7 protein-coding genes are annotated in these 14,248 nt (G+C 35.6%); all 7 read right to left on the bottom strand.

What is annotated here, in order from left to right:
* Positions 1 to 2 precede the first annotated feature (2 nt).
* The 7 genes from MR062_RS10425 to MR062_RS10395 all read right to left on the bottom strand — a co-directional run bounded on the left by MR062_RS10425 (position 3) and on the right by MR062_RS10395 (position 14,127).
* Positions 3 to 1,529 carry a glycoside hydrolase family 2 protein gene (locus MR062_RS10425; RefSeq protein ID WP_242204143.1) on the bottom strand — a complete coding sequence of 509 codons (1,527 nt, stop codon included), beginning with the start codon at positions 1,527 to 1,529 and terminating at the stop codon, positions 3 to 5.
* 6 nt (positions 1,530 to 1,535) lie between these two features.
* Positions 1,536 to 3,458: a glycoside hydrolase family 47 protein gene (locus tag MR062_RS10420; protein ID WP_242204142.1), complete on the bottom strand. Its 1,923-nt coding sequence runs from the start codon at positions 3,456 to 3,458 to the stop codon at positions 1,536 to 1,538.
* Between the two features lie 47 nt (positions 3,459 to 3,505).
* Positions 3,506 to 4,846, bottom strand: a complete 1,341-nt coding sequence (locus tag MR062_RS10415) for a sulfatase-like hydrolase/transferase (protein WP_242204141.1) — start codon at positions 4,844 to 4,846, stop codon at positions 3,506 to 3,508.
* A gap of 26 nt (positions 4,847 to 4,872) precedes the next feature.
* A complete protein-coding gene (locus MR062_RS10410; RefSeq protein ID WP_242204140.1) occupies positions 4,873 to 6,294 on the bottom strand; it encodes a BNR-4 repeat-containing protein in 1,422 nt (473 codons plus the stop codon).
* Positions 6,287 to 9,781, bottom strand: coding sequence for a glycosyl hydrolase (locus tag MR062_RS10405; RefSeq protein WP_242204139.1), 3,495 nt, complete (start codon positions 9,779 to 9,781; stop codon positions 6,287 to 6,289). The genes MR062_RS10410 and MR062_RS10405 overlap by 8 nt, the downstream gene beginning before the upstream one ends.
* Before the next feature lie 38 nt (positions 9,782 to 9,819).
* Positions 9,820 to 10,998 carry an alginate lyase family protein gene (locus MR062_RS10400; protein WP_242204138.1) on the bottom strand — a complete coding sequence of 393 codons (1,179 nt, stop codon included), beginning with the start codon at positions 10,996 to 10,998 and terminating at the stop codon, positions 9,820 to 9,822.
* Positions 10,999 to 11,082: 84 nt separating this feature from the next.
* Positions 11,083 to 14,127, bottom strand: a complete 3,045-nt coding sequence (locus tag MR062_RS10395; protein ID WP_242204123.1) for a sugar-binding domain-containing protein — start codon at positions 14,125 to 14,127, stop codon at positions 11,083 to 11,085.
* Between the last annotated feature and the right edge of the window lie 121 nt (positions 14,128 to 14,248).

Below are 14,248 nucleotides of genomic sequence, written 5' to 3'. Positions count from 1 at the left end.
GGTTAATCGATATCAATTTCCCATCGTATATTTTTGATGTTATCAATTTTACCGCCATACCATCCATAATATTGGTTGAAACTCAACACATCTACAACCTTGGCGAATTCATCTTCTACAATCATGATATTTTTGTTTTCCTTTTTACCGTGGTCTTCTAAAGCAGCGCTAGTTAAACGGGTGTCGTCTAGTTTTCTAGCGATGGTTGCCAAATTGGTTAAAAAGGTTAAACGCTCTTTAGACGTTGGAGTTTCGTTGGCCATAGACCAAATGATAGAACAGGCTCTGTTTTTATCGCGTTGGATTAATTCTGTTAACTGTGTTTCTGCCTTGTTGTAGGTTTCGGTGTTTGTCCATTGAATGGTCCAATATACCGGTATTTCTTCCCAAACCAAAATACCCATTTGATCCGCTAAACGAATCATGTTTTCGTTATGCGGATAGTGCGCCAAACGCACATAATTACAACCCAATTCTTTTGCCCAACCTAATAATACTTTGGCATCTTCAATAGACCAAGCTCTTCCACCACGCATGACATTTTCTTCGTGAATGGAAATGCCTTTTAGAAATATTTTTTCACCATTTAATAAAATTTGCTTCCCATTGGTTTCAATAGTTCTAAATCCGATTTTATCTGATATGTTATCTTTTGGAATAGCAATCTTTACATCGTATAATTTCGGATTTGTATCACTCCAATAAATAACACGTTTCACAGGAAATTTTATGGCAACAAACCCGTTAGCATCTGTTGTGAAAAATTTATTCATTTCTAATTCTGGAATGGAAAGGCTAACCTTTTGATTTCCCTTATTATCTCCATTCAATTGAATGTGTCCAGAAATCTCCTTATTGTTATTTTTAGTTAGCTGCATTTTATAGTCTTCAATAAAAGTATCATCTAACTCATAAATAGTGACATCTCTGGTAATACCTCCGTAATTCCACCAATCTGTACTCAAAGTTGGCACTTCATCGGTAGCACGTTTGTTATCGACTTTTACAATTAAAAAGTTGTCTTTTTCCTTTAAAAGATGTGTCATTTCAAAATTGAAAGGTGTAAAACCACCAACATGGACGCCCAATTTCTTCCCATTTAAATACACATCTGCCTTGTAGTTTACCGCTCCAAAATGCAAATAGTAACGTTTGGAAGCATCATAATTTTGAACATTAAACGATTTCTTGTACCAAACGGTGCCCTTGTAATAAAATAGCTTTTCTTCTTGTGAATTCCAATCACCAGGAACAATCATAGTAGGGGCTGTATCAAAATCGTACTCTACCCTATCGGTTTTATTTTGTGGTTTTTTATTTAAAAAGTAGGCACTAGAACCAGGATTTTCTGTACCATCATGAGGTTCCATTCTGTAATTGTAATACCCTGTTTCGTAAACATCTACAATGTAATGCCACCTCCCATTTAGGCTTTGTCCGTATCTTAAATAATTATTCTGTAATAAAGGTTGATTCGCAAATGTGCAAATTGAAAGGAACAGTAGGCTTATGCTAACAATATATTTCATATAATTTTAAATAATTGTAATTGTAATTTTAACTTGATTTTTATCTTCAAAGGGCATAATTAATGGCACTGCTTCTACACCAGGAACCATATTAAAGACTCTACTTTTTGGCATTTCTTTTATTTTTACAATACCACTTGAAGTCACTTTAACGGTTCCGTTTGGTTTCTCTATGGTAATTTCATTTTCTGAAATTTGCTGTACTTTTTCTCCTGTAGGAGAAACTATGGGCAATACAAAAGCAGTTGGTGTTTTAATATCTTGATTGGTTGTTACAGTAATTTCTAACTTGTCTTCTGAACAAGTGTAATTCAATTCAAAATTTGAAGCTGTTTCAGAAGCTATTTCTTTGGCTTCGTTTTTTAACCGAACATTAGCTTTGTATTCGATGGTTTTGGCATCAACTTTTGAAGTAAAAGTCGTTTCTAAATCAAACAAATTGCTGTACCAAACCTCATCCTTATAAGTTTCTATTCTTGGTGTTAAAGCAAAATCTTCTTCTGGTTGTGGTTGCTGGTTATAAGCTTCTAGCATTTTATAAATTGCTGTACTGGCCACACAAAGTAACCCGACTTTATTGTGATACAACAACCCAATAGATGCCCCTGTAGCTTGCCTAACATCATTTCTTGGACTGTAAACAGAATCGTATGCAGACACTGTGCCTCTCCAGTCGCCTCTCGCAAAAAGTGAAACATCCAGTTCTTCGAAATACCTCTCTCCATCGGCAATTGTTCTAGGCAATGGCCTTGATTTATCTATTTTCGGTAAAATATCCCAATGATCAAGTAACGTTGCCAGTGGTTTAGCATGTGCAAAGGTATGATGGACGCATGGTTTGATGCCATAGGACATATAATGAGGTCCGCCATGCAATAAGCCGTTATGGGTACACTGTTTTAAAAGCTCTGTATTTTTAAAGGTAGCTGTACCCAAAGCCGGATTATGACCAGCCATAAAGCCAAATGCTGGTTGCATGCCATCACTTGTTCTACTACCCCAATAGGTCCATTTAAACATTCTGTTGCCAAAACTATTATCAACGCCGCCATCGGGTAAAATAAACTCTAAATGCGTATCCAAAGATTTTTTGAGCAGCTGTAATAGTTCTTCATCTTTCTCTTCTAAGGCATACAACACCAAATTGTTTAAGGATTCTTCTATGTTATAGCCTAAATCTATTCCCGGTAATCCCTTAGGGCTCAAAGCTTTTTTATTCTTCCCTTGTATCTCTCCAAATAAAAGCGTGTTGGGTTCAGTAAAGTGACTTTTAACTTGTAATACTAATTCTTCATTTCTACTTATGTACTTTGGGCTATTAAGTAACTTTCCTATTAAATTTAAAGCATAAATGGTTGTTGCCCCATAATTGATATTTGCAGCATCAACTTTGTAAAATCTATTAAAAACAAATTCGGTAGCCGATTTTAAACGTTTATACCATCTTTCTCGAGTGCTTTCATCCAATAAATTGCCATGATACTTCAAAGTTTCAGCCAGGGCTATTGCACCAAAAACAGTGGTGCCATCCCAAGATTTCGGGTCTAAATCATTGGTCCAAGCCCCATCATCTCTAGTTACATTTTTTCCCCACTCGAAAGCAGCAATACCTGCATCTAAATACTTTTTATCTCCCGTAGCCTTTGCCATGTAAAAAAATGGATAAACCGCATCCATGATTCTGGCATGTACCGTTTCGCAAGCAGGACAATCAAGGAGCCCATGTACTTTTGGATCTAATGGCTTTATAATTTGGGTTTTTATCATACCATCGCACCAGTCCTTCAGCAAATTAAAAACCAATGTTCTGTATTCGGATGAATGAAATTGTTTTGATCCTGAATCACAAGCACTTAAAAAATTAGTTACTGATAATGATAATCCAACACCTGTTATAGTTGATAATTGAATAAAATCTCTTCGTTTCATGTACTATCTATTTATTAATATTTGAAGTACGAAATACATCTATATCATTATTTTGCTCTATGTGCTTTAATTTTTACCATTAAATCCTTTACTATCTCTGTGTTGCTTACGGCTAAATCATTCTTTTCAAAAGGATCTTCAACAATGTTAAAAAGTTGAACCTTCTCTCCTTCTTTTCGTACCGCATCCGGAACAATTAATTTGTAAGGTTTTGCAATAGCTACATTATAATACATACTAGAATCTACACTTGTAAAATCATGTGCGTAAATTTCACCAAAAACAATATCACGTTCTTGTAATTTTTCATCGTCTAACACACTAATACCCGGCAGGTATTCTGGTTGTTCAATTCCTAAAATATTCAATATCGTTGGCACCATATCTATACTGCTTACAACAGTTTTGGTATCCATTTTAGGGGCTATTTTACCTTTCCACTTATACATAATAGGTGTTCGCATACCATAATCGTAAGGGGCCCTTTTTGAGATTTTAGCATAAGTGTTTTTATTAGGTTCTTGTACCCAACCATTATCGCATACATAAACAAATAATGTGTTTCCCATTTGTCCTTTAGCCTCAATCATATCAAATAATGCTCCGCAAGTTTCATCAAACCATTCGCACATGGCCCAATACTTTGCCACATATTCGGTTGGCGCTTTTGGTAAATATTTATCTAAAAGTCGTTGTGGTGGTGTATGAGGCTGATGAGGCAAAAATGGTGCATACCATAAAAAGAAAGGCTTTTTTTCTTTTAATGCTAAATCTACATAACTATTAATAGTATCTAAACCTTTTCTACCTATTTCCAAACCATAATCACCATGGCGTCCACCACGTTCCGGATCACCGTGTGTCATACCATAATCAAAACCACCAGTTTTATGGTTGCCATGCCACCATTTACCAGTTTGAAATGACAGATAGCCTTTTTCTTTGAGCATATCTGGAAGTGTGGTTAATTTTTCAAAATGAGAAATAATTGGTTTATACGCTTCACTCCTGTTTTTTCTACTTTCCTTCCTGTCTCTTCCTCGTTGATAAACAACATCGTTACCTAAAATACCGTGATCTTTTGGATATAACCCCGTAATAATTGTCGCTAAAGATGGGGAGCACAATGATGTTGGGACATACCCTCTTGTAAACGTTAAACTCTCTGAGGCAAACTTATCTAAACGAGGTGTTTCAATATACTCATGATTCATGAAACTATAGTCTGTCCAAGATTGGTCATCTGATAATATGAATACAATATTTGGTAGTTGCTCCTTCCCCTTATTATTTTCTATTTTGGACTCAGCCGTTTTAGATTTGTTTCCACATGAAAAACATATTGTTATTAGCAACATTAGATAATTTAATTTGTTTAAGACTTTCATCAATTTTTAGTTTATTATTTTATAGATTATTTTAAATTGACTTTTAAAACTTGTGCTTCGCTTTTATTACGCATCATCGCTCCACCCTCTCCTAATAGATACATTTTTCTGTAATCCGTTCCGGGCATGCGTTCTGCTACAATTAATTTAGCATCGGGATGGGCATTTTCAATTAATGCAGAAATTGCAAAACTAGCGTTAGGCTTCCTTAACAAAACCTTTGTTTTCTTAAATGTTTCTCCATCATCATTACTACTCCATTTGGCCACTTCGCCAAAATCATCCTCTTCTTTGGCTTCAATATAAAAATGCACTTCTTGATTTGATTTAACCTCAAAATCACCATTGCCTTCAGGCAAATTGGCCTCTAATGAATGAATCCAATGCTCCCCATTCCATCTATAATGATGCATTTGTTTTGAATCACTTCGTCTAGCGCCAGGAATTTCTTCTCCAATCGTCATGCCTATATGAGGGTTCCCATCAGAATCTAAATCTACAACGCCTTGAAAGGTCCAATTACCAGGTGTTTTAGCTACCAAGGCTTTGGCATCTGCTTCTTCTCTTGATACAGGTATCTCAAGTAATTCTCCTTTTACGTTTCTCCATTCCTTATGCTTTGTATTGAATACCATATAATACACATTATAGCGTTTTGCAATGTGTCCTAAACCTTTGGTCTTTTCCGTAGTATCGCTACATAAATGATAATCAAAAACCACCAACAATTCATCATTATTCCCCTTTGTAATCCAAGGATACCAAGAGTCTTCTGCTTCAAGATCTGTTCTACGCTTATGTTTCAAAAATGAAACAGGCTCATCAAATGTACGTCCGTTATCCGCAGATTTTTGGTATACCCAATTGCTTCTATGAGCTCCATGGCGATAAAACAAATAAATGTCGCCATTATCCATTTTTATAAATTGGTTGTAGGTACCAAAGGGGGGAATATTGTCCAATTCCTCCCAACTAGAAATATCAAAAGGCTTTTTAGTAACCACGTGTTTGTTTTTACCATAATGATGATTTCCTAAAGGATTTTCACCAAACTTTTTCGTGCCGCCATGACCGCCAAAAGTAATATGTATATAACCAGCATTATCAACCAACATAGAGGGTTTACCATGGTTATCTGTTTTATGATTGGGGTCTTTACCCATTTCACTTACACCTGCTTTGTAAGGGCCTTTCCATTCTTTAGTCTTATGATTGTACGAAGCCACATACGGGTCTTCCAAAGGACCTTGATAACACACATAGGTAATGCCTTTATGATAAACTCCGGCAGGATGCTGTACCACAGCCACAGCATTACCAAAACCGTTATCGGCAAAATTATCTACCATTTTGTTTTCTTCTGTGATTGCTTTAGCCTCTTTGGATTTTGTTGCACACCCTAACAAGCAAAAACAAATTATAAGATTGATAACCAAGAATTTATTCATCAGTACTTTCCAGTTTTATTTTTTTATACAATTGAATTTTTACCGGTCCTAAAAGCCCTGAAGTTTTTAGCAAATCATTTTTACTCCAATGTTTCCATGAAGGTAAAGTAGTTCTGTTAGATAGACGCTGCTGGTTATTTAGCAGCCAATCTGGTAATGTACCTAATCTTTCTCCTTTTATTTTGTAATCTAAGGTAAACTGTTCATCGCCAATTAATCTATTAGGCCATAAATTGGTCACTTTAATTTCTAAACTATTAGTCCCTTTTTTTACAAAGTCTGAAATATTTACTCTGAAAGGAGCTTTCCATAAAGTCCCTACATAATTTCCATTTATATTGACTTCAGCAATTACAGATATACTACCTAAATCTAACTCTATTTCATTATTACCCCTAAAGAATTTCCTAGGTAAACTAATTTTTTTCGTATAACTAGCAGTACCAGAAAAATAACGAATGCTCTCATCTGAAGATTCTGACCAAGATAATAGCTTATCAAACTTTTCTATTTTTGAAACACCATTTGGAGATTCAAAATTTACATCCCAAGCCCCAGAAAGCTCCAATGGATCAGGTATGGATTTTATTTTCACCGTATTAGATTCACCTAATGTATTGATATAATTTAGTGTGCCTGAATAAGGTGTAACCCATTCTTGATACCCCGAATTTAAAACCAATTGTGGCTTAGCCATAGGCTTTGATAGTTTAAGGATTTGGCCTTTGGACACTATTTTAGTATACTCTTCACCATCTGTTTCATAGGTAACTCGAACTTCAGGTTTATCTCCTTCAGCAGATTGATTGTCTATAAAGGCATCATCAACCAAAATTTCGTATTCTCCAGAATTTATTTTTTGCTGAATGACACCTGTAATGTCAAGCAGTGGGTAGTACTTAGGAACACCTTTCGTTTCAGGCTTGAATTTCCCGAACACGGCTTTTAAAATTTTAAGTTCTTCACTACCTACATCAATAGTAATATGCTCGCGCTCTTCGGCATAAAGTTGATGCACAGTATCCCCAATTTGGTAGGCCATCCTAAATTCTTTCTTATACCCCATAGCGGGGTCGCAATGGCAAAATGCCCTAGTAATTTTAAAATCCAGTTTACCGTCTTCAATAGCATTCACAACTCTATTGGTAATGTCAACTATCCCCTCTTGAAGAAAGGTGCCATATTCCGCTTTAATAATCTTTAAGTTTGAAAGTGGTTCTTGTTTTGGGCAATCTAATTTAGCTTCCACCGCAACTAAATTGTTTTTAATGATTGGTGCTTCTTTAAAAACCACAAATATGGACTGTTCTGCTTCCAAAGTTAAGGTCACAGTTGTAGTGCCATTACCATTATTTTCCCAAACAGCTGGATAGGTTATTTTACCCGTCTCGGCATTCCAAACCTCAGGTTGTTTACCTGAGACTCTAAAACGACAGCTTAACACCCTACTTTGTTTTTTACCGTTGGCAATAAAATAGATTTCAGCTTCATCTTTCTTTCTATGTATAAAATTAAGATCATCTGAAACACCTTCTTCTATTTTGAAATCCGGCGAATTATAATGTTGAAGATAATCTGAAATTGAAATAGCTTGTATTAAGTTTTCATTCCATAACTTGTCCGCAATAATTTTCACTTCATCATCGCAACTTGGATAATTATTAAGGCTTGGTGATTTTTTGGGTTTATTGCCTATAACCGTGGCTCCTGCCTTAACCAAACTTTCTACAATTTTAAGTGCTTTTGGTGTTATCCAATCAGATTCTGGTAACACCAAAACTTTGTACTTACCTCCAACAGGCGTGCACATATCACCATCTTTCACAACAAGCTCTGATAATTTATTTGCACCAATCAAATCGTAGTCATATCCTAAACTTTTTATTTCAGGAAACAAAAAAGCCGTATTGGGTGATGATTCACCCGTAAACACCAAAACATCAGCCACATTGGTACCTTGTTGTAATAAAAACTGAGAACGGGCTATGTAGGCCATGTACGATTTACTTTGATACCACCACGTATTTAATCGGTTAAAATCTGTCCCATGATAGCTCAATGCCAAACCTGGGGTGACATCCCAAGGTTGATGTACGTAGGTATGAAAAATAAATCGGGTGATACCTTCCGCCCATGCCCTATCTCCAATAGCTTTTAATTGAGCTGGATGTTCATCCCAACCTCCAATACCTGTAAACGACTCGGCACCCACAATGGCACTTCCGTTTAAATGCGCAATGGACGACACAAATTTTGGTGAATCGAAAAACGGATATCCGCCACTCCAAAATTCACACATCACAATATCGCCTGTGGCACCTACCTGCATATTATCAAAAGGCCCCCAATACGGTTCAACTGAAAATTTCATGCCTTTTTTATGGCATAATTCTGCAAAATGCGCATAATAGTTTTCGGCGATTAAATCGCCTATGGTTCTTCTAAAATCCCATAAAAAACGTTCAGAAACCTCACCACTATCTACATAATATCCTGCTATAGTTGGTAAATAAGAGGTCAAATCATAACCTCTTAAAGCTTCAAATTGAACATCGAAGCCAGTCGTCCAATTGGTAGTTTCTACCTCATAACTATCTATCAAACAATTATTAACAGTAGTTCCTATCAAATCCCCCAACTTGTCAATGATGGGTTGCACAGCGTCTTCCCAATAAGCATCTAAGGCTTTTTTACTCATTTTATCTATCTCTAAGCCTTTAGCTTCAGGTGGTGCTGGTCTATTAGTAGTACCAATGGGCGTATGCCCTAATCGTAAAATAATCCATTCACCTGTTGGAATGTTCCAGTCTAAACTACCATCATCTTTTAATTTTGAAGTTAAATCTATTATATCTTCTTTTTGAATGATGGCATCCTTCGGTATTTCTTTATCATCTGGCAACAGGTGATTGCGAATGCGCTCCGATAGATTTTTATAATCTAAGCCGTCAATTTTTAGGTTTTTTTTAGGTTTAGGAAAGGCTAAAACGGCAACGTCTTTGTAATAATCAAACTTTGTTTTCGGTTTAGGTAATTGTTCTTTAAATAATTGATCCCCATTTACCTCTAATTCACTAAACACCAAAGTTTGCATCGCATGTTCTTCAGCAACCCAAGGACCTCCACTTGATGACCATCCTGCGCTATTATGAAATGCCAATTCCAATCCTAAACGTTGTGCTTCCTTTGCTGAAAACTTAAACAAATCAAGCCACTCTTCACTTAAATATTTTACAGGTCCTTTTGGAAAACCCAAATGTACATTGAAGAGTTGTGCTTCTTGAATACCCACAGCTTTCATAGCCTCTAAATCTTTGGTGATTCCTGATTTAGAAACATTTCCGCTAATCCAATGCCACCAAGTTCTGGCTTTGGCTTGATTTGGTGGGCTTTGAAACCCCTTCTTTAAAGCATAACCTATATCTTCTTGAGATTGACAAACCTCTACAACAAGTAATAAAGATATTAATGCAATTAACTTTTTCATTATCTTAAAATTCAATAATTTCAAGTCTTTCTTAAAATTTATTTCCCAAGTACTATATTAAAAGAAGTTTCATTGAACATTTCTTTAGCTAACTTCAAATCTGATATTAACTTTTCTTCGGAATGTTTTTTGTCTTTTATTTGTTTATACTCCCATTCTTTTTCTTGATTAAGGTATGGCAGCATATATTGATACCCCTTTTTTATGCTTCTTCCATCTTTAGATTCTAAACCCCATAGATTTACCCCAACCTTTTGTCCAATAATAGCTAATTCTAGAAAAGCATGTAAATTCATAACAGAGTATGAAAATGATTTTGTTCTTGTTAATTCCAACGGCTGACTTCCATCGGGTTCTATTTGGCTAAATATTCGAGCCTTGGTTATTGTAGAAAGGTATTTCTTAACCTCGTTGGTTCTATTTAAGTAAAGTAAGATATTAAGCAATTGAACATCATAATGTGTACCATGATTATTCTTTCTGGTAGATTCTTCTTTACCTAGCTTACTATGCTTTAACCAATGGCCATATTCTGCAAACCAGTTAAACATACCTTTCTCGGTTTTTTTATCCAATATATTTCTATCTTTCGCTAGTTCTAAAAATTCTATTACTTCTGTAATTCCGCCAAACTCAATGATACCAAAACATCTTCCTTCTGATTCTCCAGGAACATACTGTCCATAATTAATATTAGGATTCATTTTGGTAGCTTCATCTAAAAACCAGATATTAATTAATTCTAAATTCTTATCGGCATATTTCTTTTCATTAGTAAGATAGTAGGCCATACGCAATGTTTGCACAACAGAAATAAAACTCTGTTTAGCTGTGAAATCTGTATAATTATTTCGAGCTTCAGGGTTTATTTTCCCGTCTTTTCTTATATAAGGCAAGCCATTATCGGTTTCTGGATTTGGCCACCAATATGGACCAATACTCATATAATCGTGTTTACTTCCACTAGGAGGCACACCAACTTTATTCACTGCAGAAAACCCTTCTATTTTTAATAATTTATCGGCCTCTTCGATTAATTTCTTAAAATTTTTGACAGCTTTCTCTTTTCCTGAGGGCATGGCCAATTTTAGTTCTTCAAGTTTTTCATATTTTATAGTAGAAACTTTGTTATTTTTCTCTTGCGCATTAGATACACTACGCACGCTTACTAAAAGGAGAACAATTACTTTTATATATAACGCCAATTTATCCTTCATATAATTTTCCTTCTTCCTGAAATATTGACTTATCGTGGCAACTTCGGGATTTACCAAACTAACTATTAACTATAAGCTATTTTATTAATCAATAAACAACTCGTCAATATAAGGACCGCTTTCACCAGTGGTTTCTAATTTGATATTGTTAGCTCCAGATTGTAGTACAATTATAGTTGGTACAAACTTCCATTCTTTTTCCCAACCACCCGTTGATTTAAATTCAATGTCTCTAACATATTCATCATTTACATAGAGTTTCATTGGGTGTAACTTGCCTTCATTGTTGTGCATATATCTAAAACGAATGCTATAATCTCCTGGTTCGCCATCATTTTCTTGATACCAAGTAATAGATCCTTCCCCGCCTTTAAAATCTACAAAACCAGAACCTTTAAATCGATGTGCCTCTCTACTAGGTTTAGCTGATCCTGTTAAGACACCATCTTCCGCAGCAATATTGACACCTCTACCAATCCACATATCAGCAGAATGTTCATCACCCCAAAACAGGCCTTCATTTTTACCAAATGTTTCCTCCATAGTTAAAACAATGGCGCCATTTTGTTTTACAATAGCTTTAACGGTGGTGCCATCTTCAACTTCAAAAGCTTCTAAATAAGCTCCTCCATCAGTTTCTGGATTTTTGCCATTGGTGGTATAGAAAATTTCAAATGCATCTTTATTTTGATTTCTAATTAACGATACGGATTGCACATCAATAGAAATTTTATCCGAAACATATAAGTCTTTATCACCTAAAATTGAACCAATAATTACAGATGCTTCTTTTGCATTTTGAAGTTCTTCTAAAAACAATCTGGTTTTTCCGAAAAACATACTTCTGTAATTGGCTTTTGTTCTGCTAGTAGGATCAATTGGGTTTCCGTTCTCCATAGACACTTTATCCACATCACCAACAACATTATAGTATACACGGTTTTCAGCATAAGGAAACAAATTGTTATTAGCATCCATTCCTTCAGAAGTTACAATATAACTCGCTCTAAAATCACTCTCTGCGTCTAATTTGGTAACCGTATTCTTTAATTTTAAAGGTTGTTGCGCTGTTGAAAAGGATGTTCTGTTGACTTCTTTTCCATCGATATAACCTACAGCTTCTATTGTTCCTTCAGTGTATGGCACCATCCATTCGCATTGCATCTCATTCCAAACGGTACCTGGTTTGTCTTTTCCTAAAGATTTACCGTTTAGGAAGAGCTCCACCTGATCGGTATTAGAATAGACCCAAACTGGAATTTTTGTTCCTTTTTTCATTCTTGGATGTGTCCAATGGGGTAGTATATGAATCATTGGTTCTTCGATCCATTGGCTTTGGTAGAAGTAATATAAATCTTTTTTAAACCCGGCCACATCAAGTGCTCCACCCATAAATAAATTAAAAGGTAATCCACCATGCACTAAACCAGCTTCCCCGTAATAATCGAAACCTGTCCAGCGGAAATGTCCACTATGCCAGGGGGTGTCACGCATAACTTCCCAATATTTCCGTGCCGAAACGCGGACTGTTGCATTATCATATGACGAGTTAAAGCGTTGCTTTCTATTTTTCCAATCTTTAGGTTTTAGTCCTTCATAAAAGAATATTTCCTTATCAGTGAGATTTGGCAACTCATACGTTCCTGGTAATTCGTTATCGCGCCACCAGGTTTGTGTACGATAATATCCTCGTGTTTGCCATGTATGAGGTGCCTCTGTAGAAATGAATGGTTTATTCAAAGTTTTATTTTCAATAAAAGATTTATTCTCAGAGCCTCCATTAACCCCCTCAATATCCATATCCTCCGGATTTCCTGCTCCTGAAGTAAATAATCTGGTTGAGTCTAAACTTTTGCCAAAACTCACTAATTCTGGTGCTACATCACTGTGAGTCTCATTTCCTAAACTCCAAACAAAAATACTTGGATGGTTACGATCTCTGGTAATCCAATCTTTAACATCAGCTTGCCACCATTCACCAAAGGCCTGTTTACCATAATCCTGTGGTGCTTTCTTATGCCAACCATCAAATATTTCATCCATAACCAACAGCCCAATTTCATCACAAATATCATAGAACATTGGTGGTGTAGGATTATGTGACGGACGAATAGCATTGATTCCCATTCCTTTTAGGGATTCTAATTTCCAACGTAGCATGGGCTTCGTCCAAGCACCTCCAACAGGTCCGCCTTCCCAGTGTTCGCATACCCCTTTTAATTTTACATTTTCTCCATTTAACCAAAAGCCTGTTTCTGTTTTCCACTCAACTGTTTTAAATCCGAAAATTGTAGTTTCTTCATCTAAAACCTTATCTCCTTTGATTATTTGGGTAATTGCTTTATACAAGGTTGGTGTTTCTGGGCTCCACAACTTAGGTGCTTCTACCTCTAAGTTTGTTTCAGATTTTGATGCTTGGATAGCACTTGTTCCTGAAGTTAAAACAGCTCCATCTGGCGCTAAAATTGTAATTTTACTTTGTAAACTGTCGGATGTATTTACTACCTTAAACTTAACATTTACAGAAGCTTTATCAATTGCTATACTAGGTGTAGTAATAAAAACACTATTGGGCTCAATATGTGTTGGGCTCTTTTCAATTAAGTATACACCTGCATAAATACCACAAGGGTGATACCATCTTGCAGAAGGTTCTAAACTATTATCTACTCGAACTGCAATCGTATTTTTACCTGCTTTTAAATATTTTGATATATCGTATCTAAAACTAATGTAACCATATGGTCTTATTCCAACATGGTTACCATTTATCCAAACTTCACTATTCATGTAAACACCATCAAAATTGATGTAGGTCGTTTTAGATAAGCTTTCTTTTGAAATATAAAAGTACTTGCGATACCAACCTACACCTCCATCATGATAACCACCGCCCTGACCTTGATCTCCTCCTTTTCTCACCCCTTTTTCGAAAGACCAATCATGGGGTAAATCTAAAGTGCTCCATGAGGCATCATCAATAATTTCTTCTGAAAAAGAGGCTTCATCTTTAAGAACAAAAAGCCAATTATCATTAAAAATTGTTTTTGTTGCTGTTGAATTTTCATGATTGGTACATGAAGTTAACAGGAATAATGCAAGCATTAAAATAGAAAGAAAATTTTTCATTAGGCTTGTTAAAATGTTGATATAACAAACTTAACCGTTAAAACAGTAAAAATAATCCTGTAGTGTCCTGTAGCATCCTGTTTTTTTTCAAGAAAAACGAAAATAATTATTCTTAGTCTTT

It is taken from the genome of Aestuariivivens insulae (assembly GCF_022662195.1).
Classification (GTDB): domain Bacteria; phylum Bacteroidota; class Bacteroidia; order Flavobacteriales; family Flavobacteriaceae; genus Aestuariivivens; species Aestuariivivens insulae.
This window is presented reverse-complemented; position numbering and strand designations above follow the sequence as displayed.

Coding starts and splice junctions, on each gene's coding strand:
- MR062_RS10425 (WP_242204143.1), bottom strand. CDS start 1,529: ATGAAATATATTGTTAGCATAAGCCTACTGTTCCTTTCAATTTGCACA.
- MR062_RS10420 (WP_242204142.1), bottom strand. CDS start 3,458: ATGAAACGAAGAGATTTTATTCAATTATCAACTATAACAGGTGTTGGA.
- MR062_RS10415 (WP_242204141.1), bottom strand. CDS start 4,846: ATGAAAGTCTTAAACAAATTAAATTATCTAATGTTGCTAATAACAATA.
- MR062_RS10410 (WP_242204140.1), bottom strand. CDS start 6,294: ATGAATAAATTCTTGGTTATCAATCTTATAATTTGTTTTTGCTTGTTA.
- MR062_RS10405 (WP_242204139.1), bottom strand. CDS start 9,781: ATGAAAAAGTTAATTGCATTAATATCTTTATTACTTGTTGTAGAGGTT.
- MR062_RS10400 (WP_242204138.1), bottom strand. CDS start 10,998: ATGAAGGATAAATTGGCGTTATATATAAAAGTAATTGTTCTCCTTTTA.
- MR062_RS10395 (WP_242204123.1), bottom strand. CDS start 14,127: ATGAAAAATTTTCTTTCTATTTTAATGCTTGCATTATTCCTGTTAACT.